At 66.6% G+C, this 25,824-nt stretch carries 23 protein-coding genes; 13 read left to right on the forward strand and 10 right to left on the reverse strand.

All coding sequences use genetic code 11. The features are described from left to right. Positions 1–36: 36 nt before the first annotated feature. Complete coding sequence (gene ugpB / locus OCW50_RS13960) at positions 37–1,347, reverse strand: sn-glycerol-3-phosphate ABC transporter substrate-binding protein UgpB (protein ID WP_373371387.1); 1,311 nt, start codon at positions 1,345–1,347, stop codon at positions 37–39. A gap of 207 nt (positions 1,348–1,554) precedes the next feature. On the opposite strand from ugpB, the gene OCW50_RS13965 reads away from it, so the two are divergent. After that, entirely contained in the window at positions 1,555–2,277 is a 723-nt protein-coding gene (locus tag OCW50_RS13965) for a hypothetical protein (protein WP_262297963.1), read from the forward strand. Positions 2,278–2,328: 51 nt separating this feature from the next. On the opposite strand, the gene OCW50_RS13970 is transcribed toward OCW50_RS13965, so the two are convergent. Next, positions 2,329–3,537: an NAD(P)/FAD-dependent oxidoreductase gene (locus tag OCW50_RS13970; RefSeq protein WP_262297964.1), complete on the reverse strand. Its 1,209-nt coding sequence runs from the start codon at positions 3,535–3,537 to the stop codon at positions 2,329–2,331. Next, positions 3,534–3,965: an Lrp/AsnC family transcriptional regulator gene (locus OCW50_RS13975; protein ID WP_262270406.1), complete on the reverse strand. Its 432-nt coding sequence runs from the start codon at positions 3,963–3,965 to the stop codon at positions 3,534–3,536. Before OCW50_RS13975 ends, OCW50_RS13970 begins: the two co-directional genes overlap by 4 nt. A gap of 111 nt (positions 3,966–4,076) precedes the next feature. Here OCW50_RS13975 and OCW50_RS13980 point away from each other — a divergent pair, with 111 nt between their 5' ends. The 3 genes from OCW50_RS13980 to OCW50_RS13990 all read left to right on the forward strand — a co-directional run bounded on the left by OCW50_RS13980 (position 4,077) and on the right by OCW50_RS13990 (position 8,837). Then, on the forward strand, positions 4,077–5,210 hold the full coding sequence (locus OCW50_RS13980; RefSeq protein WP_262297965.1) for a saccharopine dehydrogenase family protein: 1,134 nt from the start codon (positions 4,077–4,079) through the stop codon (positions 5,208–5,210). Positions 5,211–5,417: 207 nt separating this feature from the next. Further along, positions 5,418–6,968 carry an L-piperidine-6-carboxylate dehydrogenase gene (amaB, locus tag OCW50_RS13985; protein ID WP_262297966.1) on the forward strand — a complete coding sequence of 517 codons (1,551 nt, stop codon included), beginning with the start codon at positions 5,418–5,420 and terminating at the stop codon, positions 6,966–6,968. A 189-nt stretch (positions 6,969–7,157) separates the two neighbouring features. After that, positions 7,158–8,837, forward strand: a complete 1,680-nt coding sequence (locus OCW50_RS13990) for a thiamine pyrophosphate-binding protein (RefSeq protein WP_262297967.1) — start codon at positions 7,158–7,160, stop codon at positions 8,835–8,837. A gap of 221 nt (positions 8,838–9,058) precedes the next feature. Here OCW50_RS13990 and OCW50_RS13995 read toward each other — a convergent pair whose 3' ends face one another. From OCW50_RS13995 to OCW50_RS14005, 3 genes are all read right to left on the reverse strand, one after another. Further along, on the reverse strand, positions 9,059–9,658 hold the full coding sequence (locus OCW50_RS13995; RefSeq protein WP_262297968.1) for a cysteine hydrolase family protein: 600 nt from the start codon (positions 9,656–9,658) through the stop codon (positions 9,059–9,061). A 5-nt stretch (positions 9,659–9,663) separates the two neighbouring features. Beyond that, positions 9,664–10,635, reverse strand: a complete 972-nt coding sequence (gene tal / locus OCW50_RS14000) for a transaldolase (protein WP_262297969.1) — start codon at positions 10,633–10,635, stop codon at positions 9,664–9,666. 224 nt (positions 10,636–10,859) lie between these two features. After that, a complete protein-coding gene (locus tag OCW50_RS14005) occupies positions 10,860–11,750 on the reverse strand; it encodes a LysR family transcriptional regulator (protein WP_262270398.1) in 891 nt (296 codons plus the stop codon). A 131-nt stretch (positions 11,751–11,881) separates the two neighbouring features. On the opposite strand from OCW50_RS14005, the gene OCW50_RS14010 reads away from it, so the two are divergent. From OCW50_RS14010 to OCW50_RS14040, 7 genes are all read left to right on the forward strand, one after another. Next, entirely contained in the window at positions 11,882–13,378 is a 1,497-nt protein-coding gene (locus OCW50_RS14010; protein ID WP_262297970.1) for a CoA-acylating methylmalonate-semialdehyde dehydrogenase, read from the forward strand. Positions 13,379–13,473: 95 nt separating this feature from the next. Further along, positions 13,474–14,625, forward strand: coding sequence for an isobutyryl-CoA dehydrogenase (locus OCW50_RS14015; protein WP_262297971.1), 1,152 nt, complete (start codon positions 13,474–13,476; stop codon positions 14,623–14,625). Beyond that, entirely contained in the window at positions 14,622–14,993 is a 372-nt protein-coding gene (locus OCW50_RS14020) for a DUF5367 family protein (RefSeq protein WP_262297972.1), read from the forward strand. The genes OCW50_RS14015 and OCW50_RS14020 overlap by 4 nt, the downstream gene beginning before the upstream one ends. Next, on the forward strand, positions 14,990–15,424 hold the full coding sequence (locus tag OCW50_RS14025; RefSeq protein ID WP_262297973.1) for a DUF4267 domain-containing protein: 435 nt from the start codon (positions 14,990–14,992) through the stop codon (positions 15,422–15,424). Before OCW50_RS14020 ends, OCW50_RS14025 begins: the two co-directional genes overlap by 4 nt. Then, the gene (mmsB, locus tag OCW50_RS14030; protein ID WP_262270402.1) at positions 15,421–16,311 is read left to right on the forward strand and encodes a 3-hydroxyisobutyrate dehydrogenase; all 891 of its coding nucleotides are present in this window, start codon (positions 15,421–15,423) and stop codon (positions 16,309–16,311) included. The genes OCW50_RS14025 and mmsB overlap by 4 nt, the downstream gene beginning before the upstream one ends. Positions 16,312–16,470: 159 nt before the next feature. Next, positions 16,471–17,682 carry a peptide ABC transporter permease gene (locus OCW50_RS14035; protein ID WP_262297974.1) on the forward strand — a complete coding sequence of 404 codons (1,212 nt, stop codon included), beginning with the start codon at positions 16,471–16,473 and terminating at the stop codon, positions 17,680–17,682. A gap of 177 nt (positions 17,683–17,859) precedes the next feature. Continuing rightward, on the forward strand, positions 17,860–19,029 hold the full coding sequence (locus tag OCW50_RS14040) for a M20 aminoacylase family protein (RefSeq protein ID WP_262297975.1): 1,170 nt from the start codon (positions 17,860–17,862) through the stop codon (positions 19,027–19,029). A gap of 395 nt (positions 19,030–19,424) precedes the next feature. Here the strand turns inward: OCW50_RS14040 and OCW50_RS14045 are convergent, their stop codons facing one another. Beyond that, entirely contained in the window at positions 19,425–21,107 is a 1,683-nt protein-coding gene (locus OCW50_RS14045) for an L-lactate permease (RefSeq protein WP_262270404.1), read from the reverse strand. A 145-nt stretch (positions 21,108–21,252) separates the two neighbouring features. Then, positions 21,253–22,365, reverse strand: a complete 1,113-nt coding sequence (gene ribA, locus OCW50_RS14050; RefSeq protein WP_262297976.1) for a GTP cyclohydrolase II RibA — start codon at positions 22,363–22,365, stop codon at positions 21,253–21,255. A 255-nt stretch (positions 22,366–22,620) separates the two neighbouring features. On the opposite strand from ribA, the gene OCW50_RS14055 reads away from it, so the two are divergent. Further along, a complete protein-coding gene (locus tag OCW50_RS14055; protein WP_262297977.1) occupies positions 22,621–23,601 on the forward strand; it encodes a hypothetical protein in 981 nt (326 codons plus the stop codon). Here OCW50_RS14055 and OCW50_RS14060 read toward each other — a convergent pair. Together OCW50_RS14060 and OCW50_RS14065 are read right to left on the reverse strand one after the other, a co-directional pair. Further along, positions 23,570–24,529: a DMT family transporter gene (locus OCW50_RS14060; RefSeq protein WP_262297978.1), complete on the reverse strand. Its 960-nt coding sequence runs from the start codon at positions 24,527–24,529 to the stop codon at positions 23,570–23,572. The two genes, OCW50_RS14055 and OCW50_RS14060, sit on opposite strands and share 32 nt — an antisense overlap. Positions 24,530–24,599: 70 nt before the next feature. Then, positions 24,600–25,355, reverse strand: a complete 756-nt coding sequence (locus OCW50_RS14065) for a hypothetical protein (protein WP_262297979.1) — start codon at positions 25,353–25,355, stop codon at positions 24,600–24,602. Between the two features lie 129 nt (positions 25,356–25,484). Between OCW50_RS14065 and OCW50_RS14070 the strand changes: the two genes are divergently transcribed. Next, entirely contained in the window at positions 25,485–25,823 is a 339-nt protein-coding gene (locus tag OCW50_RS14070; RefSeq protein ID WP_262297980.1) for a hypothetical protein, read from the forward strand. Position 25,824: the final 1 nt, after the last annotated feature.

Genomic DNA, 25,824 nt, shown 5'->3' on the forward strand with positions numbered 1-25,824 from the left:
GGCCGCCCGGGATGGAAAGTCGTGCGGTCAGATCGCTTAGCGGCTGACGGAACGCTCGAACTGGCGCAGAATCTGGTTGCTGCGCGTCACGGCTGAGTCGAGAGCGTCCTTGGCGGGCTTCTGACCGGCCAGGGCAGCCTCGATCTCTTCCGACACCACGTCGCGGATCTGGACCATGTTGCCGAAGCGCAGACCGCGGGAGTTTTCGGTCGGCTCCTTGTTGGTCAGCTCCAGCAGCGGGGTCTGCAGGACGGGGTTCTTCTCATAGAAGCCCGAAGCCTTGGTCTTCTCGTAGGCTGCCTTGGTGATCGGAAGGTAGCCCGATTCCTGATGCAGCTTGGCTTGGCGGTCGGTGTCCGACAGGAAGGTGAAGAACTTGGCCACGCCCTTGTACTCTTCAGGCTTCTTGCCGCCCATGACCCACAGCGAAGCGCCGCCGATGATGGAGTTCTGCGGAGCGCCCTGGATGTCCGGGTAGTAGGGCATCGGCACGGACGTGAAGTCGAACTTCGCGTTGGCCTTCACGTTGCCGTAGAAGCCCGACGAGGTCAGGAAGATCGCGCATTCGCCCGAGGTGAAGCGGCCTTCGCTCTTCGAGTCGCGGCCCGAATAGTCGTAGGTCTTGTCCTTCTGCAGGTCGACGAGGTTCTGCAGGTGCTTCACGTGCGCCGGAGAGTTGAACTTCATCTCCGTGTCGAAGCCGTCGAGGCCGTTGGCCTTGGTGGCCATCGGGATGTTGTGCCAGGCGGAGAACTGCTCGATGTTGGCCCAGGGCGCCCAGGCGTTCGAGAAGCCGCAGGTGTCGTGGCCGGCCGCCTTGAGCTTCTTGCCGGCTTCGAACACTTCCGGCCAGGTCTTCGGGATCTCGTTAACGCCCGCCTTCTTCAGCTCGTCCTTGTTGATCCACATGACCATCGAGGAGGAGTTGAACGGGAAGGACAGCATCTCGCCCTTCGCCGTGGAATAGTAGCCGGTGATCGCCGGCAGGTAGGCCTGCGGGTCGAACTTCTCGCCGGCTTCGGCCATCAGCTGATAGACGGGCTTGATCGCCCCGCGGGCGCCCATCATGGTCGCCGTGCCGACTTCGAAAACCTGCAGGATGTGGGGAGCGTTGCCCGCGCGGAACGCGGCGATGCCGGCGTTCAGGGTATCGGCGTACTGGCCCTTGTAGCTGACGACGACCTTGTATTCGTTCTGGGACTTGTTGAACTCGTCCGCCAGACGGTTCACGACGTCGTTATTGGCACCCGTCATGGCGTGCCACCACTGGATCTCGGTCTGGGCGAAGGCGGAGGTGCTCGTCGCCAGGCCGATGGCCAGAGCGCCGAGGAGGGACTTCTTCATCATAGTAATCTCTCCCATGTCATCCCGTCGGGGACGTTCTTGTCGTTCATCACCCCGGCATTAAGGCCGGATGACGTTTCTATGACGAAAACATGACAATCATAGCCGGCTTCAAAATGGAAGCCCTTTCATCCAAAAGACTTAACGGCCGATGTCGGGAACAGCCCGGAACACCTCTTCGTTGAGGGAGTAACTTAACGGAAGAAACCCATGCCCCAGATGATCGCCGCCCTGTTCAGGGATCCCGCCCAGGCCCACCAAGCCCTGCAATCCCTGCTGGAAATGGGCATCGCCCAGAACCGAATCGTCGCCGCCGGCAATGCGGAGGCCCGCGAGATCTCGTCGATCTCCGGCTTCCGCAGCCTGTCGGCCCGGGACGACACCCTCGACGCGCTGCACGACCTGAACCTGCCGGACTCCGACAAGCGCCTCTTCGAGCAGGGCCTGCGGAGGCATTGCGTCCTGATCGCCGCTCAGGTCGACCGGGACAATGTCGAGGAGGCCGTGCGGGTGCTGGAGATGTTCGATCCGGTCGACCTCGACGGCAGCAGCCGCGAATGGCTCGAGGGGAGCGGGTCCGACCGGGCGGGAGCCGATGCGGGGGCGCCCCTGGCGGCCGGGATCACCGGCGGGTCGGGCGCCGGCACGACCACCACGGGCACCCTGCCCGGCATGGGCCTCATGGCGGACGGCGCGGACGATCTCGGCACCGCCGACCTGAGGACGGACGCGTTCGCCCAGACCGACCAGGGCTCGGGCGCGACTGTCGGCACCGGCGCGCGCCGCGCCGAGGAGCGGGCCGACCGGGAGGGTGTCAACGAGTTGGCCGTCGACACCCGGCCCGATGCGGACCAGCCCGGACTGATGCAGCGCCACATGAATCGGGGCGGCCGGATCTGGGCCTATCGCACCGCCGACGAGACAGGTCTCTAACGCACCAGGAGCAAGGACCCCGAAAGGGCCAGGCCCGTTCCGGGCCGGGGCTCAGATCACGTTGCGTTCGAGCAGCGGACGATTGGCGAGAACGCGCTCGTAGCCGAGCTCGGACAGATCGAGCGTCCGGTAGCCGCCGTGGACGATCAGCTCGGCCAGGCCCCGGCCCACTGCGGGGGCCTGCTGCAGGCCGTGGCCGGAGAAGCCGTTGCAGAGGTAGAAGTTCGCGAGCTCGCCGGCCTGGCCGATGATCGCGTTGTGGTCGAGGAGGCTCATGTCGTAGGGACCGGACCATGCCCGGCCCGGCCGGATCGCCTCGAAGGCCGGGACGCGGTTCGCCAGGTTCGGCCAGATGAACTCCTCGAAAAACGCGTGATCGATCTCCTGGCTGGCCGGATCCTCGTCGGACCAGTCGGGATCGAGATCCGCCTCGGGGGAGGCGCCGCAGATGAAATGCCCCTCCCCTTCGGGCCGCACATAGGCGCCGGAGGTATCGATGAGCAGCGGGCAGTTCTCGACCCGCTCCTTGCAGGAGAAGGTGAAGACGTAGCGGCGCTTGGCCTGGACCGGAATGTCGAGCCCGGCCATGGCCGCCACGGCGCGTCCGCCGGAGCCCGCGCAGTTGACGAGCGTGCCGCAGGGGATGCGGGTGCCGTCCTTCAGCCGCACCGCGACGATCGCGCGGCCGTCCCGTTCGACCTCGGCCACCTCGCCCTTCACGTATTGGGCGCCGAGCGCACGGGCCTTCTTGCGGAAGGCCTGGAGCAGGCCCCAGCCGTCGAACCAGCCCTCCCCCGAACGCCCCCAGGTGCCCGCCGCCAGGTCCTCCACGTTGAGCCAGGAGAAGCGCTCCTTCAGGGCGGACGGGTTCAGGAACAGGATGTCCGCCCCCTCGGCCGCCTGGAGCGCCTGGTTCTCCGCCAGGATCGAGGCGCCGGCCTCCGACGCGCAATAGAGATAGCCGCCTTCCTTCAGGCCGATCTCCGGCCGGTCGCCGTCGACGGTCAGGTGATCGGCGATGCCGCGCAGGAACTGGATTCCATAGAGCGAGATGCGGATGTTCACCGCGCTGGAATATTGCTGGCGGATCGAGGCCGCCGACAGGGCCGAGGCGGAGAGCTGGTAGGTCGGATCCTTCTCGATGACGACCACGCGTCCCTTGAAGCCGGAATCGGCGAGCAGGTGATAGGCCGCGGAGGAGCCCATGACGGCGCCGCCGACGATCACGACATCGGCGGAAAGAGAGACTGAAGAGGTCATCGTTCGAATTTCGTTGAGAGAATGATGGAGGATTGCGTGCGCTCCACCCCGTCGAGGGCGCCGATCCTGTCGATGGCGGCATCGAGGGAGGGAACGTCCTCAGCCTCTACCACCGCCAGAAGATCGAAGACACCCGCGACCGAATGAAGCGCGCGCAATTCTGGCATGCGCTGCAGCGCCGAGACCACGCCGCCGGAGGCCTTGGGCGCCACCACGATGGTCACGTGCGCCCTCACCATGCGGCTCGCGACCTCTTCGGCAAGGCGCAGGGTATAGCCGGCGATCACCCCACGGCGTTCCAGGCTCTCGACCCGGGCCTGCACGGTGGTGCGGGAGAGCCTGAGCCGTCGCGCCGCCTCCGCATGGCCGATCCGGGCATTCTCCCTCAGGAGCGCAATCAAGGCACGATCGGTGGCGTCGAGCATCATTGTGACCAATCGAAATGGCAATATGCCGAAAACTACCCGTCCTTTCGTCAGCTTGTCCATGGCGTTCTGCATGGCTTTGCCGTTTTCTGAGAGAACCACAGGGAGATTTCCATGCACTCGATCCTCGTCATCGGGGCCGGCAAGATCGGCTCCACCATCGTCGACATGCTTCACGAGACCGGCCACTACAGCGTCACCGTGGCGGACGCTTCGGACGCCGCCCTCGAGGCCGTCGCCAAGGATGGGGTGAAGACGCTTCAGCTCGACTTCAATGACGCGGTCGCCCTCCAGAATGCGCTCAAGGGCCATTTCGCGGTCCTGAGCGCCGCCCCCTATCACCTGACCGGCCACGTGGCCCAGGCGGCCCGCCTCGCGGACGTCAACTATTTCGACCTGACCGAGGACGTGGCCACCACCCGCATGGTGAAGGAGCTCTCCGAGGGCGCCGCCACGGCCTTCATTCCCCAATGCGGCCTCGCCCCCGGCTTCATCTCCATCGTGGCGCACGACATCGCGAGCCGCTTCGACAAGCTCGACACGGTGCGCCTGCGCGTCGGCGCCCTGCCGCAATACCCGTCCAACGCCCTGTCCTACAATCTCACCTGGAGCACGGACGGCGTCATCAACGAGTACATCGAGCGCTGCGAGGCGGTGGTCGACGGCAAACTGCGCGAGGTTCCGGCCATGGAGGAGCTCGAGGAGTTCTCCCTCGACGGCACCCGCTACGAGGCCTTCAACACCTCCGGCGGCCTCGGCACCCTGTGCGAGACGCTGGAAGGCAAGGTGCGCAACCTGAACTACAAGACCATCCGCTACCCCGGCCACTGCGCCCTGATGCGGGTCCTCCTCAACGACCTGCAGCTGCGCAACCGCCGCGAGATCCTGAAGGACATCCTGGAGAATGCGGTGCCGGCCACCATGCAGGACATGGTCATCGTCTTCGTGACCGTGACCGGCGAGCGCGGCGGACGCTACGTACAGGAAACCTATGCCCGCAGCGTCTACGGCCAGAAGGTCGCCGGCGTCCAGCGCACGGCCATCCAGGTCACCACCGCGGCCGGAATCTGCGCCATGCTCGACCTGCTCGTGGAAGGCAAGCTGCCGAACCAGGGTTTCGTGCGCCAGGAGGAGATCGATCTCGACACCTTCCTGGCCAATCGTTTCGGCCGCGTCTATGCGGGCGAGCGCCTGGACGAGGGCCACGAGCCGGCCGCGAAGAACATCCGCCTCGACTCGGCGGCATGAGGAACTGGACTGGGCTCCCGCTTCACGGGAAGCGGGAGCGTTCCGAGTTCTTGACCATTTGGCATGACCCTATTCGGGAAAAGCAGTTCCCAGCGCGTCCGGTCATGCATTAAGACGGTGGCATGAAAGCCGCCGTCGTTTCGTTTCAACGACAAGCGAAGGTGGCGGGCCGGCATGTGCCCAAGCCCGCACCGAGGGAGACCCACCATGACCGCGAGCCTGAAACCCGTATCCTCCACGCCCGACTCCGTCGCGGACGAGGCCCGCGCCATTCTCGCGCGCCTCGGCGTGCCGGAGAGCGCCTTCGCGGCCGCCGGCCGTCCGGCCCGGTCGCCGATCACCGGCGAAGTGATCGCCCATGTGCGCGAGACCACGCCCGAGGAGGCCAAGGCCGCCATCGGCCGGGCGGATGCCGCCTTCAAGGCCTGGCGCAAGGTCCCGGCACCCAAGCGCGGCGAGTTCATCCGCCTCCTCGGCGAGGAGCTGCGCGCCGCCAAGGACGATCTCGGCCGCCTCGTCACCCTGGAGGCGGGCAAGATCGTGTCCGAGGGTCTCGGCGAGGTTCAGGAGATGATCGACATCTGCGACTTCTCCGTCGGCCTCTCCCGCCAGCTCTACGGTCTGACCATCGCGACCGAGCGCGCCGATCACCGCATGATGGAGACCTGGCATCCGCTCGGCGTCTGCGGCGTCATCTCGGCCTTCAACTTCCCGGTGGCCGTGTGGTCCTGGAACGCGGCGCTCGCCCTCGTGTGCGGAGACAGCGTGGTGTGGAAGCCTTCTGAGAAGACCCTGCTCACGGCGCTCGCCACGCACGCCATCGTCGAGCGCGCCGCCAAGCGCTTCGGCGGCGTGCCGGAGGGCCTGTGCGAGGTGATTCTGGGCGGCCGCGAGGTCGGCCAGGTTCTCGTCGAGGACAGCCGCGTGCCGGTTCTCTCCGCCACCGGCTCCACCGCCATGGGCCGCCAGGTCGGCCCGAAGCTCGCCGAGCGCTTCGCCCGGGCGATCCTGGAGCTCGGCGGCAACAACGCCGCCATCGTGGCGCCCTCGGCCGACCTCGATCTCGCCCTGCGCGGCATCGCGTTCGCCGCCATGGGCACGGCGGGCCAGCGCTGCACGACCCTGCGCCGTCTCTTCGTACATGACAGCGTGTACGACCAGCTCGTGCCGCGCCTCGCAAAGGTCTATGGCAGCGTAAAGATCGGCGATCCGCGTACCGAGGGCACGCTGGTCGGGCCGCTGATCGACAAGGCGGCCTTCGACGGCATGGAGCGCGCCCTCGACGAGGCCCGCGCGGCCGGCGGCAAGGTGCATGGCGGCGGACGCTACACCGACCTGGCGAATGACGGTTTCTATGCCCGTCCTGCGCTCGTCGAGATGCCGAGCCAGACCGGCCCGGTGACGCGCGAGACCTTCGCGCCGATCCTCTACGTGATGCGCTACTCGGATTTCGACCAGGTGATCGAGCTGCACAATGCGGTCGGCGCCGGTCTCTCCTCGTCGATCTTCACCCTCAACCTGCGCGAGGCGGAGGCCTTCGTGTCGGCCGTCGGCTCCGATTGCGGCATCGCCAACGTGAATATCGGCCCCTCGGGCGCCGAGATCGGCGGAGCCTTCGGGGGCGAGAAGGAAACGGGCGGCGGACGCGAGTCCGGCTCGGACGCCTGGAAGGCCTATATGCGCCGCGCCACCAACACGATCAATTACGGCTCCACGCTTCCGCTCGCCCAGGGCGTGAAGTTCGACGTCGACGCCTGATCCTATCAAACTCATCGAGCGGAGGGCACTAGAGCATCGGACGGAAAAGTGGATCCGGTTTTCCGTTCTGACCGATGCTCTCATCCAAGAAGAAAGCATCGGATGGATCCCAAAAGTGCAAGTCCACTTTTGGGTCCGATGCTTTAGCCCTCCGTTTTGTTATCGGCCCTCTTAATTCACGAGCCCTCCATGACAGCGCCCTCCCGCACCGGCGGCCAGATTCTTGTCGATCAGCTTAACCTGCATGGGGTCGATCACATCTTCTGCGTGCCGGGCGAGAGCTATCTGGCCGCCTTGGATGCCTTGCACGATGCGAACATCACCGTGACGGTGTGCCGCCAGGAAGGCGGCGCCGCCATGATGGCGGAGGCCTACGGCAAGCTCACCGGACGCCCGGGCATCTGCTTCGTCACCCGCGGCCCCGGCGCAACGAACGCCTCGCCCGGCATCCATATCGCCAAGCAGGATTCCACCCCGATGATCCTGTTCGTCGGCCAGATCGAGCGCGGCATGCGCGAGCGCGAGGCGTTCCAGGAACTCGATTACCGGGCAGCCTTCGGTCCGCTCGCCAAATGGGCCACCGAGGTGGACGATCCGGCACGCTTCCCCGAGATCGTTTCGCGCGCCTTCCATGTGGCGACCTCCGGCCGCCCCGGCCCGGTCGTGATCGCGCTGCCGGAAGACGTTCTCACCGAGATGGCCGCGGTCGCCGACGCGCCGCGCTACCAGGTCATCGAGACCCATCCGGGACTGACGCAGATGGCGGAGCTGCAGAAGCTGCTGCACGGCGCGAAGAAGCCGATCGCCCTTCTCGGCGGCAGCCGCTGGTCCGAGGTCGCCGTCCAGCGCTTCGTGCGCTTCGCCGAGCGCTTCGAGCTGCCCGTCGCCTGCACGTTCCGCCGCCAGATGCTGTTTCCGGCCGATCATGCCTCCTATATCGGCGACCTCGGCCTCGGCGTGAATCCGAAGCTTCTCGCGCGCATCAAGGAGGCCGACCTCGTCCTGCTCGTCGGCGGCCGCCTGTCGGAGATTCCGAGCCAGGCCTATACGCTTCTCGACATTCCCGCGCCGCAGCAGACCCTGGTGCATGTCCATCCCGATCCGAGCGAGCTCGGCCGCGTCTATGCTCCGCACCTTGCCATCAACGCCTCGCCGGTCGCCTTCACGGCGGCGCTGGAAGGCGTGCATCCGCCAGCCTCTCTGCCCTGGAGCGAGGGCACGCAAACCGCCCATGCGGACTATCTGGCCTGGAGCGATCCGAGCGCCATCCGCACCGCGGGCGGCCTGCAGATGGGCGAGGTGATGGCTCACCTGCGCAAGGTGATGCCGTCCGACACGATCTTCTGCAACGGCGCCGGAAACTTCGCCACCTGGGTGCACCGTTTCTGGCCCTTCCGCGAGTACGGCACGCAGCTTGCGCCCACGTCCGGCTCCATGGGCTACGGCGTCCCCGCCGCGGTCGGCGCCAAGCGCATCCGGCCCGACAGCCCCGTGGTGGTGTTCGCCGGCGACGGCGACTTTCTCATGAACGGGCAGGAATTCGCCACCGCCGTGCAGTACGACTTGCCGATCCTGGTGATCCTGCTCGACAACGGCATGTACGGCACGATCCGCATGCACCAGGAGCGGGAATATCCCGGCCGTGTCTCGGCCACCATGCTGAAGAACCCCGACTTCGCGGCCTACGCCAAGGCCTTCGGCGGCTATGGCGAGCGGGTGACGAACACGGAGGAGTTCGGCCCCGCCCTGCAGCGTGCGCTCACCTCCAGCAAGCCGGCGATCCTCCATTGCATCATCGACCCGGAAGTCATCACGCCCACCATGTCGCTCTCGGCGATCCGCGACAAGGCGCTGGCCGGGAAGAAGTAGGCGCCGTCCTTGCAAAGGCCTCGGACCAAGTCCGGCCGGGAACTCACACGCACGTCATCACCGGGCTTGTCCCGGTGATCCCGATTGCCTGAAGCGCCGCGCCTCACCGCGCTAGAGCATCGGATGGATCCCAAACGGGCAAGTCCACTTTTCACGTCCGATGCTTTAAGATGGCCGGGACGAGTCCGGCCATAAAGCTGTGAGATGTCGAAGATCTCCGGTCAGCCGTTCCCGGCCTTCGCTGCGCGGCCCGGGCACGATTCCATCGCAGCCTCGAAGGCCTCGCTCGCCGGCCTGACCCGGATCGCCGCGTTTCCGGCATCGAACCCGTCGAGCAGAGTGTTGTGGTGATCGACGATCTGCTCGACGGTCAGCGACGGCATGTCGGCCGTGGTATGGGCGTCGGCCACGAGCGTGACGTCATAGCCGAGGCTCACGGCGCGCCGGCAGGTGGTGTCGACGCAGTACTGCGTCATGAGACCGGCGACGACGAGATGCCTGACGCCCCGGCCTGCAAGAACCGCCTGAAAATCCGTCTTGTAGAAGGAATCGCAGGCCGTCTTGCCGACCACGAGATCGTCGGCCGTCCGGCCGAGATCCCCGCAGATCTCCCAGCCGGGCGTGCCGGTTTCGAGACGATGCCCAGGCTCTCCGGCATGCTGGACGAAGATGATCGGCACACCCTGGCGCCGGGCCTCGCCCACGAGCCCGAAAATCCGGCGTCGCACCTCGTCGAAGCGCTGCCGCACCGCGGGACGCTCCGTGCCCTTGGCGGGAAGAATTCCCGCCTGCACGTCGATGATGACGAGAGCCTTCGCCATCGCGATCAGGCCGCCTTGGCTTCCTCGAGGCGCCGGGCCACGAGGGTGCGCAAGGAGCGCAGATCCTTCACGAAGGAGCGGATGCCCTCGGCGAGCTTTTCGGTCGCCATGGCGTCCTCGTTCAGGGCGAAGCGGAAGCTCTTCTCGTCGAGGCGGGCGGGCGGCTGGATCGTCTCCACATCGTCCGGCGACAGCCTGCGCGGCAACTCGCCCTGCGCGTTCGCCAGCTCGTCCAGAAGCGCGGGCGAGATGGTGAGGCGGTCGCAGCCGGCCAGCGCCTCGATCTCGCCGATATTGCGGAAGGAGGCGCCCATCACGACGGTCTTGATGCCCTGCGCCTTGTACGACGCATAGATGTTGCGCACCGAGACCACGCCCGGATCGGTCTCGCCCGTATAGGGCCCGCCGCCCGCCTTCACGTGCCAGTCCAGGATGCGGCCGACGAAGGGGGAGATCAGGAACACGCCCGCCTCCGCGCAGGCCTGGGCCTGAACCTGGGAGAACAGGAGCGTGAGGTTGCAGTCGATGCCTTCCTTCTGGAGGATCTCGGCCGCGCGGATACCCTCCCAGGTCGAGGCGATCTTGATCAGGACTTTGTCGCGCGAGACCCCGCGCTCCTCGTAGTCCTTGATGATGCTCCGCGCCGTCTTCACGGTGGCGTCCGTGTCGAAGGACAGGTCGGCATCCACCTCCGTCGAGACCCGGCCCGGCACGATCCCGGCCAGCTCGGCCCCGAAGGCAACCGCGAGCCGGTCGCAGATCGCCGCCACCACGGCCTCGCGGGCACCGCCCTGCTTGCGGCCCCAGGCGAGGGCCTCCTCGAGGAGGTGCCCATAGGCCGGAATTTCGACCGCCTTCAGGAGGAGGGTCGGGTTGGTGGTGCAGTCCTGCGGCTTGAGGCGGCGCACCGCGTCGAGGTCGCCCGTGTCGGCGACGACGACCGTCATAGCGCGCAATTGGTCGAGCTTGGAGGGCATCGGGGATCTCCGTGGGTTTGTCCTTTGGGTCTGACTTAGTCCCATAACAAGGCGACGTGAAGCCCTTGAGACTGTGACACCCATTTTCCCTCACCCTGACGATCAAACCTCCCCGTCGGGGCCGGGCTTGTCCCGGGCATCCCGATTCAGAAATACGCGGCGCTCCGAACGAGCGGGATCACCGGCACAAGGCCGGTGATGACGTAGCGGCAGGAAGCAGCCTCTCACACGAACAGCCCCCGGTTGGCCCGGACCCGGCTCAGGATGAAGGAATAGACCTCCTCCACCCGGCGCAGGGACCGCACGTCCGCATGGGTGACCAGCCAGTAGGTGCGCAGGTAGGACACTTCGGGCAGCACGACCCGGAGCTCCGGGAACTGGCGCACCGCGTAGTCATGCAGGATGCCGATGCCCACGCCGGCGCGAACCGCTTCGGCCTGCGCCACCACGCTGGCGCACTCGAACCGGCGAGCGGTGTATTTCTCCAGGGCGGAGAAGTAGTCGAGCACCGGGCTGTAGAGCAGGTCCGCCACATAGGTGACGAGGGTCTTGCCGGACAGGTCGGCGAGCTCCGTCAGCGGCCCGTGCCGGTCGAGATAGGCCTGCGAGGCATAGAGCCTCAGGCGGTAATCGGTGAGCTTGCGCGACACGAGGCGCCCTTCGGTCGGCTGCTCCAGGGTCACGGCGATATCGGCCTCGCGCTTGGAGAGCGAGAAGGTGCGCGGCAGCGCCACGAGCTGCAGGGTGAGGCCCGGATGGCGCTCGGCCAGGGCCCCGAGCTCTGGGGCGAGGAAATAGGTGCCGATCCCGTCCGGCGCGCCGATGCGCACGGTGCCCGACAGTGCGAGATCCGCGCCGCCGAGCTCGCTCGCCACGGAGAGGGCCTGGGTCTCCATGGTTTCGGCATGCTTCAGGAGCCGCTCGCCCTGCTCGGTCAGGGTGTAGCCCTGGGGGCTGCGTTCGAACAGCTTGGCCTTCAGGGCCGCTTCGAGGGCCGAAATGCGCCGGGACACGGTGGTGTGGTCGGCCTCGAGCTGGCGCGCCGCCACGGTGAGTCGGCCGGCGCGGGCGACAGCGAGGAAGAAGCGGAGGTCGTCCCAATCGAATGCGCTCATGCCGCCCCCTGACACAGCCCCCTGACACATTGGCGTTTTCGCACAACGGTGCTTCGGTTTCACCCATAGTCGTGCGATTTCAACAATGATAGAAGAGGCTCACGAAAAGATATCCTTGAGGAGGAAACGCCATGCGCGAGGTCGGACATTTCATCGGCGGCAAGCAGGTTCCGGGCAAGTCGGGACGGAGCACCGAATTCTTCCAGCCCATGACCGGCGAGGTCCTCGGCCGTGTCGCGCTCGCGTCCAAGGACGAGCTGCGCCAGGCGGTGGAGAACGCCAAGGCCGCGCAGCCCGCCTGGGCGGCCACCAATCCGCAGCGCCGCGCCCGCGTGATGATGAAGTTCCTCGAGCTCATCGCCAAGGAAACCGATTCGCTCGCCGACTTGCTCGCCCGCGAGCACGGCAAGACCGTCGCCGACGCGAAGGGCGACATCCAGCGCGGCGTCGAGGTGGCCGAATTCTGCACCGGCATTCCGCATCTCATGAAGGGGGAGTATACGGAAGGCGCCGGCCCGGGCATCGACATGTATTCGATCCGCCAGCCGCTCGGCGTCGTTGCCGGCATCACGCCGTTCAACTTCCCGGCCATGATCCCCCTGTGGAAGCTCTCGCCGGCCATCGCCTGCGGCAACGCCTTCATCCTGAAGCCCTCCGAGCGCGATCCCGGCGTGCCGATGCGCCTCGCCGAACTGATGCTGGAGGCGGGCCTGCCGGCCGGCATCCTCAACGTGGTCAACGGCGACAAGGAAGTGGTGGACGCGATCCTCGACGATCCGGACATCAAGGCGGTGGGCTTCGTCGGCTCCTCGCCGATCGCGCAATACGTCTATTCCCGCGCCACGGCGCACGGAAAGCGCGCCCAGTGCTTCGGCGGCGCCAAGAACCACATGATCATCATGCCCGACGCCGATCTCGACCAGGCGGCGGACGCCCTTATCGGCGCCGGCTACGGCTCGGCCGGCGAGCGCTGCATGGCGGTCTCGGTGGCGGTGCCGGTCGGCAAGGCCACGGCCGATGCGCTCATGGACAGGCTGATCCCGCGCGTGGAGAGCCTGAAGGTCGGCCCCTCCACCGATCCGTCGGCCGATTTCGGCCCGCTCGTCACCCGGGCGCACCTCGACAAGGTGCGCTCCTACGTGGATCTCGGCGTGCAGGAAGGCGCCAAGCTCGTGGTCGACGGGCGCGACTTCAAGATGCAGGGCTATGAGAACGGCTTCTACATGGGCGGCTGCCTCTTCGACGAGGTGACGCCGGACATGCGCATCTACAAGGAGGAGATCTTCGGCCCCGTCCTGTCGGTGGTGCGCGCCAGGAACTACGACGAGGCCTTAGCGCTGCCCTCCGAGCACGAATACGGCAACGGCGTTGCGATCTACACCCGCGACGGCGACGCCGCCCGCGACTTCGCCGCCAAGGTGAATGTCGGCATGGTCGGCGTGAACGTGCCGATCCCGGTGCCGCTCGCCTACTACACCTTCGGCGGCTGGAAGGCCTCGGGCTTCGGCGACCTCAACCAGCACGGGCCCGATGCGATCCGCTTCTACACCAAGACCAAGACGGTCACCTCCCGCTGGCCGTCCGGCATCAAGGAAGGGGCGGAATTCTCCATTCCGACGATGAAGTAAGTCGGCACGCATGGCCGGGGGCTCGCTCCCGGCCATTGTGTTTCTAGATCCAAAGTCGGGGTGCACAACCTCCGGCGCCATGACGATTGAGGACCATGACCCAGTTCTCCCTCACCGACGATCAAATCGCCGTCCGCGACATGGCTTTGGCCTTCGCGGCGGACAACCTTGCTCCTCACGCCCTCGAATGGGACGAGAAGAAGCATTTTCCCGTGGACGTGATGCGCGAGGCGGCAGCCCTCGGCATGGCGGCGATCTACACCCGCGACGACGTGGGCGGATCGGGCATGACGCGCCTCGACGCGGCGCTCATATTCGAGGCGCTCGCCACCGGCTGCCCGGCCGTGTCGGCCTATCTGTCGATCCACAACATGGCAACCTGGATGATCGACCGGTACGGCTCCGAGGAGCAGCGCCAGCGCTACATCCCGCGCCTCGTCACCATGGAGCTGATCGCGAGCTACTGCCTGACCGAGCCGGGCTCGGGCTCCGATGCGGCCGCGCTGAAGACCAAAGCGGTGCGCGACGGCGACCATTACGTGGTCAACGGCGTCAAGCAGTTCATCTCCGGCGCCGGCACCTCCGACATCTACGTCACCATGGTGCGCACGGGCGAGGATGGCCCGTCCGGCATCTCGACCCTCGTGATCGAAAAGGACATGCCGGGCGTGTCCTTCGGCGCGCAGGAGAAGAAGATGGGCTGGAACGCGCAGCCCACCGCTGCGGTGATCTTCGAGGACGTGCGCGTTCCGCTCGCCAACCGCCTGTCCGACGAGGGCATGGGGTTCAAGATCGCCATGTCGGGCCTCGACGGCGGACGCCTCAATATCGGCGCCTGCTCGCTCGGCGGCGCTCAGGCGGCGCTCGACAAGGCGCTTGCCTACACGGCGGACCGCAAGGCCTTCGGCAAGCGCATCGCGGACTTCCAGGCGCTCCAGTTCAAGCTCGCCGACATGGCCACCGAGCTCGAATGCGCGCGCACTTTCCTGTGGCGCGCAGCCTCTGCGCTCGACGCCAAGGCGCTCGATGCCACGAAGCTCTGCGCCATGGCCAAGCGCATGGCGACCGACGTGGGGTTCCAGGTGGCGAACGACGCCCTGCAGCTCCACGGCGGCTACGGCTATCTGGCCGATTACGGCGTCGAGAAGATCGTGCGCGACCTGCGCGTCCATCAGATTCTCGAGGGCACCAACGAGATCATGCGACTGATCGTGGCGCGCGATCTGGTGGGGCGCGGCAATCGATGATGGTGCGGTCGCTCGGCCTCGGCGTCGGCATCGCGGCGGCGATCCTGGCTCTGTTCTGGCTGGCAGGACCCTTGTTCTTCCAGGACGGGCGGCGCCCATTCCAGCTCAACTTCACCGCAGGCGCCGTGCTGGGATCGGGCCTCGGCCTGATGATCGGCCGTATCCTGCAGGTGCCGCGCAAGGAAGCCGGCCATGCCATGGCTCTGACGGCCGTGCCGGGCATGCTGCTCATGGCCGCCGTGGGATCGCATTTCGCCGTGTTCTTTCCGCAGCTCGACCCGGCCCTCGACAAGGTCTTCGGCTCGCTGATGCTGTGGTTCTACGGCTTCGCGCTCACCGGAGCCCTCTGGGTGGCGCGAGGCCCATGACGGGCCGGGGCGCACCTTCGGGGCTGCCTTGGCGGGAGCCGAGCACCTGGCTCGTTGTCGCCTTGGCGGGAGTGTTCGTCCTGCTGGGGCTCCTCTTCGTCTTTGCGCCGCGCGCCGGCGCGGCTTTGTTCGGGATCCCCGCTCCTGAGGGCTCGGATCTGTCCTACGTCACGGCCATCGGGCTGCGCGATCTCGCCTTCGGGGCCTATCTCGCCGCCCTGGCGCGTCTGGCGACGCAGCCCATCGTCGGCACGGTGCTCGGGCTCACGGTTCTCATTCCGGCTGGCGACGTCGTTCTCGTCTTTCTCGCACGGGGTTTCGCGAGCCCCGGCCATCTCCTGATTCATGCCGGCAGCGGCCTCGTCATGGCGGCCGGCTCGTTCTGGCTTCTCGGCCGGGCGTCACATCACACCAAGGGAGGATCTTCATGACCACCATCGCCTTCATCGGCCTCGGCAACATGGGCGGCCCGATGGCCGCCAACCTCGTCAAGGCCGGTCACAGCGTCACCGGGTTCGATCTGTCGCCGGCCTCCTGCGATCAGGCGCGCGGCGACGGCGTGGCCATCGCCGGATCGACGGTCGACGCCGTGCGGGACGCGGAGATCGTCGTCACCATGCTGCCGGCCGGCAAGCACGTGCTCGCCGTCTGGACCGACATTCTCCCTTCGGTGAAGGAGGGTGCGCTGCTGATCGACTGCTCCACCATCGACGTGGAGAGCGCACGCAAGGTGCACGGCATGGCGCGCGAGCAGGGGCGCAACCTCGCGAGCCTCGACGCGCCGGTGTCCGGCGGCGTCGGAGGCGCGAAGGGCGCAACGCTCACCTTCATGACAGGCGGCGCGAAGGATGCCTTCGACCGGGCCGAGCCGATCCTGTCCCGGATGGGCAAGAAGGTCGTCCATTGCGGCGAGGCGGGCGCCGGCCAGGCGGCGAAGATCTGCAACAACATGATCCTCGGAATCTCGATGATCGGCGTGGCCGAGGCCTTCGTGCTCGGCGAGAAGCTCGGGCTGTCGCATCAGGCGCTGTTCGACGTCGCCTCCACGTCCTCGGGCCAATGCTGGTCGCTGACCACCTATTGCCCGGTGCCGGGCCCGGTGCCGGCCTCGCCGGCCAACAACGGCTACAGGCCGGGCTTCGCGGCAGCCCTCATGCTCAAGGACCTGAAACTCGCCCAGGAGGCCGCGCTCGCCTCGGGCGCTTCCACGCCCCTGGGGGCGGAGGCGGCCCAGCTCTATGCCCTGTTCAACAAGGCCGGCCACGAGGGCGACGACTTCTCCGGCATCATCAACTTCATCCGCGGACAGAAGGATTGACGGCTGGCCACATGTCATGGCCGGAGCGAACCCGGCCATGACATGGCGAAGAAAGAGGCCACGAAGACAATGATGTGTTGCATTGCACCTACAGCATTCGGCCCCGTGGTCCGTTAGGCTTCCATCTCCTGAACATTCAACCGCTGATTGCCTGCTCGCATGATCCGTCCTGTCTCCCAAGCGGCCAATCCCTCGGCCGATGCCGCCGCCATGCTGCGGCGTCTCGGCTTCGCGATCCTGTTCTTCGCCGTGCCTCTGGCGGCTCTGTTCACGCGCCGCGCGCTCGTGGTGATGGCGCCTCTCGCGGTCATCCTCCTCGTCCTCGCGTCGGTGCTCGACGGCAGCGCGAAGCATGCCTGGGACAAGCTGGCGGCCCTTGCCACGTCCCCGGGGGGAATCGCCGGGCTGGTTCTGCTGTTCTGGGCCGGGCTGTCCCTGCTGTGGACGCCCTTTCTGCCTCAGGCCTCCGAGCGGCTCCTCAACATCACAGGCATGATCCTCATGGGGCTGGGGGGCTATCTCGCCGTTCCCGAGCGCATGCGCTCGGCCAATCTCTATCTTCTGCCGGTCGGGGTCGGACTCGCGGCCCTGATTGCCGTCTTCCTGGCGCTCACCGGCGGCAGCACCATCGACCCGGAAGGTCTGAGCCTGGAGCGCGGCATGCTGATGCTCGTTCTGCTCCTCTGGCCGGCCATCGCGTGGCTTCATTCCCGCGGCCGCAATCTGGAAGCCCTCGGGCTGGCGCTCGCCGTCGCGGTCTGTTCGCTCCTCACGCGGGACGGCCTGCCCCTCTATGGCCTGGTCGCCGGCGCCGTCGTGTTCGTCGTCACCGCATGGAATCCGGTCTTCGGACCGCGCCTGACCGGCCTCGTCATGGCGGGCCTCCTGCTGTTCGCTCCGGTCCTGCCCTTCCTCCTGAAGCCACTTGCGACGAACCTGCTCGGCCCGACCTCTCCCACGACCCTCGCCCTCGAGGTGTGGCGCCAGATCATTCTCGGCGAGCCGCTGCGTCTGCTGACGGGACATGGCCTGGAGACGGCCCTGCGTGGCCGCTTCCTCGGATTGATGCCGCCCAGCGCACCGTCCACCCTCCTGTTCGAGATCTGGTATGAGCTCGGCCTCGTGGGTGCCGTGGCCGGGTCCGTGCTTCTGTATCAGGCGGTCGTCAGCGCCAGAGGCCACCGCGCCAGCGTGGCGCCCGGCATCATGGCCGCGTTCGCCTGCGCCTACGCCCTGGGATGTCTCGGCATCGGCACCACACAGGTCTGGTGGTTCACCGCGCTCGTGGCCCTGGTGCTGATCTTCGTGGCCATCGAGCGGGGACAGTTTCGCACGAAGCGCCCCAAGGCCGTTCTGCACCGCATGGCCTAGAGCCGTTTCCACTAGCGTGGAATCATGTCTCGTCTGCGTTGTGCCGCATTGTCTTGCGGTGAACCGGATCCACTTGACCGAAAAATGCTCTCGGGCATCGCGCGCAGAAGGATTGACGAAGCGGCCTCGCCTCTGCTTCGCTGACGGCTTGCGGATTCCCAAACCCGAGGAACGTTCATGCCGATCATCAACCGCGTCGCCGACCTTGCCGATGAAATCGCCACCTGGCGTCGTGACTTCCATGAAAACCCGGAACTCCTGTTCGACGTCCATCGCACCGCCGGCATCGTGGCGGAGAAGCTGAAGAGCTTCAGCTGCGACGAGGTCGTGACCGGCCTCGGACGAACCGGTGTCGTCGGCGTGATCAAGGGGCGCTCGAACAATTCGGGCAAGGTGATCGGCCTTCGCGCCGACATGGACGCGCTGCCCATCGAGGAGGCGACGAACGTTCCTCACAAATCCAAGGTGCCGGGCAAGATGCATGCCTGCGGCCATGACGGCCACACGGCGATGCTCCTCGGGGCGGCGAAGTACCTCGCCGAGACACGCAACTTCGACGGCACCGCCGTGGTGATCTTCCAGCCGGCGGAAGAGGGCGGCGGCGGCGGCAACGAGATGCTCAAGGACGGCCTGATGGAGCGCTTCGGCGTGCACGAGGTCTACGGCATGCACAATATGCCGGGCATTCCCGTGGGCCAGTTCGCCATCCGGCCGGGCGCCATGATGGCCGCGGCCGACCGCTTCACGATCACTATCGAGGGCAAGGGCGGCCATGCGGCGCGACCGCACGACTGCATCGACCCGGTCGTCATCTCGGCCCATGTGATCACGGCCCTGCAGACCATCGCGTCGCGCAGCGCCGATCCGCTCGATTCCGTGGTGGTCTCCGTCTGCACCGTGAAGGCGGGCGAAGCCTTCAACGTCATTCCGCAGACGGCGATGCTGCTCGGCACCGTGCGCACCCTCTCGCCCGAGGTCCGCGACCTCGCCGAAACGCGCATCCGCGCCATCGTGGAGAATGTCTGCGCGGCTTTCGGCGCCAAGGCCGAGGTCGAGTACGATCGCGGCTACCCGGTGACCATGAACGATCCGGACAAGACCGATTTCATGGCGGGCGTCGCCCGCGCGGTCGCGGGCGAGAACGCCGTGGACACGACGGTGCTGCCGCTCATGGGGGCCGAGGACTTCTCCTACATGCTGGAGCAGCGCCCCGGCGCCTACATCTTCCTCGGCAACGGGGATACGGCGGGCGTCCACCACCCGGCCTACGACTTCAACGACGAGGCGAGCCCCTACGGCGTCTCGCTCTGGGCGAAGATCGTCGAGACCGGCATGCCGGCGCGCTAAAGCATCGGACGTGAAAAGCGGGTCCAGGCTGGGATCGAACCCGGTGGTGACGTGGGAGGATGGTGAGAGCGGGTGATGACACCCTCCACACGTCATGGCCGGCCTTGTGCCGGCCATCCTGATCCGGAGAGCGCGGCGCTTCACAGAAGCGGGATCACCGGGACAAGCCCGGTGATGACGGGGTGGTGGATCGGACGGGCCCGTGACCACGAAGGGGTGACCATCGGGCCGAGCGATCAAGACAGGGTTCCGGACGATGCGCCGCTTCAGGATGTGAGCATCGGATCCGATCCCAAACCGGGGTCCACTTTTCCGTCCGATGCGCTAAGCCGCTCCACAAGAGAGCGCCGCCGGAAACGATCCGGCGGCGCTCTCGTTTTGTCTCTCGCTGCCCGTCAGTGCAGGACCATGTCCGTGAACGGCGAGACATAGGCTTGCAGCATCACGAGGCCGCCGACCAGGCAGGCCAGCACGATCGAATGCCAGAACACGAAACGCAGGATGCTTCCCTCGTGGCCGAACCAATTGGTCGCGGTCGACGCCACGACGATGGACTGCGCGTCGATCATCTTGCCCATCACGCCGCCGGACGAATTGGCCGCCGCCATGAGGATGGGCGAGAGCCCGAGTTGCTCCGAGGTGATCTTCTGCAATCCGCCGAACAGCACGTTGGAGGCCGTGTCGGAACCCGTCAGGGCGACGCCGAGCCAGCCGAGCAGGGTGCCGAAGAACGGGTACAGAATTCCCGTGCCGGCGAAGGCGAGGCCGAGCGTCGCATCGACGCCCGAGAAGCGTGTCAGCGTCCCGATCGCGAGCATCGCCGCGATGGTGATGAGAGAGTAGCGCAGCACCCAAATCGTCTCGAACCAGGCCGTGACGAGCCTCAGGGGCGAGAAGCCCATGACGAATCCCGCGATGATGGCTGCGATCAGCACGCCCGTGCCCGTGTAGGACATGTAGGTGAAGGCGAAGACGGCCGGTTCCGCGGTTGGATTGGCCACGATGGGCGCAACCTTCTGCACCATGTTGTGCAGGCCCGGAATCGGATAGCTCCAGGTGAAGATCGGGTTGACGAGCGCCTTGAACCAGCCAGTGCCCCAGATCGCCACGATCACCGACAGGATGATCCACGGCACCCAGGCCCGGATGATTTCGTCGCGGCTCGCCTTGGGCGCCACAGGGGCGGCGCCGGCGCCCAGCGATGCGGGCTGCGTCATGGTGCCGGCCGAGATGTCATGGGTCCGCAGCGCCGGAGACGTCCAGACCTCCCTCGGGCGCCAGACCCGCATGAAGCCCACGAGGCAGGCCATCGAGATCAGGGACGCGCCGATGTCGACGATCCAGGGATTGATGTAGTTGGAGATCAGGAATTGCGGAATGGCGAAGGACACGCCGCAGACCAGGATGGCCGGCCAGACCTGCAGCATGCCCCGGAACCCGGCGAACACCCAGATCAACCAGAAAGGCACGATCAGCGAAAAGAACGGCAACTGGCGCCCGACCATCGCGCCGAGGACGTAAGGGTCGAATCCTGTCACGGAGGCCAGACCCTGGATCGGAGCGCCGAGGGCGCCATAGGCCACCGGCGCCGTGTTGGCGATCAATGACAGGCCCGAGGCTGCAAGGGGCGAGAACCCGAGCCCGATGAGAATGGCGCCCGTCACGGCGACCGGCGTGCCGAAGCCGCCGGCGCCTTCGAAGAAGGCACCGAACGCGAACGCGACGAGCAGCAGCTGGAGGCGGCGGTCGGTCGTGAGATCGCCGACGGATTGCTGAAGCGTTGCGAACCATCCCCTCTCCACCGTCAGCCGGTAGAGGAAGATGACATTCAGGATGATCCAGCCGATCGGGAACATGCCCGTCGCGACGCCGAACAGGGCGGCACGGGTGGCGAGCCCGGCCGGCATGGTGAACAGGAAGACCGAGACGGCGATCGCTGCGAGAAGGGCGACGACCGCGGCAATATGGGCCTTCACCTTGCCGGATGCGATCATCACCAGAAGCAGAACGACGGGAATGGCCGCCGCAATGGTCGACAACGTCGCGTTGCCGAATGGATTATAGACTTGGCTCCACATGAGCTTTTCCCTCACCCGCCAGCACCTGCTGGCACCCGTGGCATGGCGGTCGGGCCGGAGCGGTCTTTCCGCCTGATGGAAAAGCTAGAACATTGTTCTACTGCGACAATACGACCTTTAGGGGAGATCGTGCGGTATCAACCGCTTAATCCTTCTGCGAGCAGGCCAGCATGCCCTCAAGGTCGATGTAGTGTCCGGCGCGGTCGCGCTTGGCCGCCAGGTAGCTGACGTTCTCGGCCGTGGGACGGCCCAGCACCCGATGGTCCGAGATGACCTCGAGTCCGGCCTTGGTCAGCGCTGCGATCTTGTCCGGGTTGTTGGTCATGAGGCGGACCTTGGCGACGCCCAGCTCCCTGAGCATCACGGCGGCGAAATCGAAGCGGCGCTGGTCGGCCTCGAAGCCCAGCATCTCGTCGGCATCATAAGTGTCGTAGCCCTGCGACTGGAGCTTGTAGGCCCGGATCTTGTTGGCAATGCCGTTCCCGCGACCCTCCTGATCGAGATAGAGCAGGATGCCGCCCTCGCCCGAGGCCATGAAGCGCACCGTCTCGCGCAGCTGGTCGCCGCAATCGCATTTCAGGCTGCCGAAGAGGTCGCCCGTGAGGCAGGCCGAGTGCAGCCGCACGGTCACGGGCTTCGCGACATCCGGTTTGCCGACGACGATCGCCACCTGATCGCGCAGGCCCTCGCCACCACGGAACACCACGAATTCGCTGGTCGGCGCCCCTTCGAGCGGCACCGGCGCCCGACTGACGATCTTCAACTCGGCCGCCGTGGCACGGCGATAACCCCGGATGGCCTCGCCGGACACGCGCACGAGCGACGGGGCGATCTCGATGCCCTTCGCCAACGGCACCACGATCACGGCCGGAAGGACGAGAGACAGGCGGGCGAGTTCCAGCGCCTCTCCGTCCAGCCCGTCGGCGGGCCGAACCGGTGCGTCGATGCGGCCATCGACCCTGAGCGCCAGAGCCTCCACGCGCCTCCGGTCGACCACGGGCAGAGCCACCCGGCCGGAAACCTCACGCTCGAGGCCGAGGCGGCGAAGCCGCGCCGCCGGCAGGACGAGATGGGCGTGGCCGCCGGCCACCGCGTCGATCTCGACGCACATCGCCTCGTCCAGGTCCTCGACGCCAGCCACGAGCACGCTGCCCTCCGCCCCGTCGATCACCACCGGGCGGGCGCTGCGGAACTCCATGATCGCCCGCTCGACCGAGGTCGTGGCGGGATTGGCGGACAGGCTCAAGGTCAGGCGCATGGTCGAAAACTCGAGAAAAACGGCCTCGGATCTGGCAGGTTGTGGGTCTTGATGGCCAGACGGCCTCTGAAGCCAGGCTTCAGGATGATCGCCACCCTACCACAGGCCACCCCCGATCCCTAATCGCATAGATGCGATGGCTGCCATGCCGGATCAACAGGCTCGCCTGCAAACGTCCCTTGGCTCGACGGCATAGTCCGTGCGCGCTATCTCTGGCGCGTCCCTCCGCTTCAGCTTCCGCAAAGATCCTTGCCCATGTCCTCTTTGCCCATGTCCTCGCCCATGTCCTCGTTCCTGCCCCGGCTCGTCGCCCTCAGCCTCATCGGTTTCGCCTCCGCGACGGGTGCCGCCACCCTCGACGGATTGGCCGTGACCGTGACCAATACCAGCGAGCCGGTCCTTTGCGCGGAAAAGGACAATGTGGCGATCAATTTCGCCGCCCCGGAGGTGAAGCATTTCCAGATCGAGGCCGTGCATCCGGCCTATATGGGCTCCCTGCGCCAGGATCGCTGGGAGCCGGACTGGACCGCCTGCGAGGACATCTCCGAACAGACCTCGGCCAAGCCTCATCCGACCATGGCGACCCTCTATGAGGACGCCGATCTGCGAATCATGGGCCTGTCGTTTACGGAGTTCTGGCGCCCGAGCGACGTCACGGTGACGATCGGCGACAAGGTCACGCCCAAGATCCATCTCCTTCAGCTGCTAAAGAAGCGGGGCAACAAGGCGGTCGAGGTGCTCGTGATCTATCCTGGGGACGGCTACTGGCGCATCAAGCCGCTCCCGCCCGAGCATCTGGACTGGACCTCCTACGGCTCCTCCTTCCTGGTCGGCCCGGTGGAATTCGACCAGCGCCCCGTGGTGAACCTGAAGGACGTCGCCTTCGACCCGAAGACCATGACGTTCACCCTGACCCTGGCGAAGGGCGGCAAGGCGATCGTCGCGGTCAAGGCCCTCAACGAAGAGCGCATGACCCTCGACGTGTCGTTCGATCAGGCGATCGCCGGCCTGCCCTTCGCGGGCCTTCGCTCCATGTACGTGACCGAGTTCAACGCAGACGTGGCCCGCATCGCCGTCCGCGAGGCCGGGGCACGGTCCTGGCGCGAGGAGCCGATCATGAATTTCCGCGACGCCAAGGCGACCGACGCCTGGATGGGCCGCCTGGTGCCGTCGCGGCACAACACCAGCGCGCCCGACATGATGTTCAACCGTTTCCGCGCGACGCCGGCTCCTTGACGGCGAGTCGCGCGCTGATGGCTGAAAGGACCCTGCCGTCGATCAGGACGAGGCCTGCGCCGATCAGCACCATGCCGGCCACATGCCGCACCATCAGGGTCTCGCCGAGGACCGATACCCCGAACAGGATCGCACTGACCGGAATCAGGAACGTCACGAGACCGACATTCGTGGCGCCGGCCCGCGCGAGCAGGCGGAAGAAGATCAGATAGGCGAAGGCCGTCGAGACCAGGCCAAGGGCCGCCAGGGACAGCATGGCGGCGGTGCTGGGCACCGCCAGTGTCCAGGGTTGCTCGACGATCAGGGCGGCAGGCAGGAGAATCGCGCTCGAGACCATGACCTGACCGGCAGCCGTCGCGAGGGGCGGGATGCCCATCGTCTTGAAACGGCGACCGAACACCCCGGAGAAGCCATAGGACAGGGCCGCTCCCAGCACGGCGAGCTGCGCGAGGATGCCCGCATCGAGCGACGCGGCGGCCGCCGACCCGATCATCACCGCAACCCCGATGAAGCCCACGATCACGCCCGCGAGCCGCTGGCCCGTGAGCCGCTCGTCGGCCGTCAGAAAATGCGCCACGATCACCGTGAAGAGCGGCGTGGTTGCGTTGAGAACGGACGCCAGGCCGCTGGCGATATGGCTTTGTCCCCAGGCGATCAGGGTGAAGGGAATGACGTTGTTGAGGATCGACATGCCGAGAAAGGCGGCCCAGACCTGGCGGGTCCGAGGCAGATCGACGCCCATGAGCCTGAGGACGAGCAGCAGCGCCCCCGCGGCGGTCAGCACCCGCAGCGCCACGATGGTCAGGGGCGGCAACTCCCGGACAGCCACACCCACGAAGAGAAATGACCCGCCCCAGACGACCGAAAGGACCGTCAAGAGCGCCCAATCGGACGCGGTCATGGTTTTATGGATGGCAGCCTGCGGCATCGGGTCGGTTCCGGATTTCGTGCACCAGACCTGACACGAAGCGGACCGCGAGGCGACCCGTTTTCTGTGATCAGGAGAGGTCGTACCATTCCCCGCTGCTGCGGCATGCGAGCATCTCGCCTGACCGCGCCGTCCCGCCGCTCCGCAATTCGCGGCGGATCAGGCGACAATCGAGCTCGCCGAACGCCTTCCTGTTCGTCGGTTTCAGGCTCACCCTGCCGGACGCGCCGGTCGCAGGGTTCTGCCACGTCGCGCTGGACGCGCCTGCGCCAGCGAGGATGGACAGAACCGCCCGCGCCTCCGCCGGGCGATCCGCATCGGGAACGAGCTGCTGGGACGCCCGCTGGGCCTCCGCCTGCGCGATGCTGGCACTCGCCTGACCTCTGGCGGCGGCCAGCTGGCTCGACGTCATGCCGGCGGCCGCGGCCTGCATGGCCAGGGACGGAGCGGCGGCCGCCAGACCGACGCCGCCGGTCATGGCCCCGCCGATCGCCGCCGATGCAACCGTGCTGGCCATGCCGGCCGCATGCCTGGCCATCATCAGGCTCGACTGGCGGTCGATCTCGCCGAGATGGTCGGGTCGTGCCGTGTTGCCGGCCGCCACGTCGGATAGGCGCGACGCGAACCGGCTGAAGTCGATGCTCTGAGGATCGGGATCCCGCTCGGGCTGAGCGCTCTGGACCAGGCTCACGGCGGTTCCGGACAGGCCGGTCGGGTCCAGCCCCGTGGCGGCTCCCAGGGCGATCGATCCGGCCCCCGTCTGATTGCAGGCGGCCAGGATGGAGATCATCGCAAGCGCGCCGAGGCCTGTGACAGCCCTGATCATGATTTGCCCCTTGGGTTAACGTAACGACATAATATCACCATAACATCGTGAAAAAAGAAACGACAGCCCTGATTGGAGCGGACCATCCACAGGGAAGATCAACCGGCGATCAAGATTCGGTTTACGACGATGGACAACACCCGGCCGCCTTTACCACTCCTTCACGGCTTTGGAGCCAACCTCCCGGTCATCATCTGCACCATGCTGCGTCCTGCCATGACCCCGCCGCTCTCCCGTGACCCGTCCTACAGCGTCCGCCATCAGACGGTGCGGTCGAGCTTCTGCGTGCTGCCGCACGATCCCCGGCCGGCGCGCAATACGAGTTTCATCTTCGGTCGGTCGGATTCGCGCTACCGGCCCCTGCTCAACCAGGAGGAGCGCGACCGGCTCCACATCTGGGCCATGATCGTCGCGCTCTCGTCCTCCGTGGCGGGCACCACCCTGCTCCTGACGGCGATCTTTCGCTGAC

Origin of the sequence: Microvirga sesbaniae (genome assembly GCF_025460805.1) — a bacterium.
GTDB lineage: Bacteria > Pseudomonadota > Alphaproteobacteria > Rhizobiales > Beijerinckiaceae > Microvirga > Microvirga sesbaniae.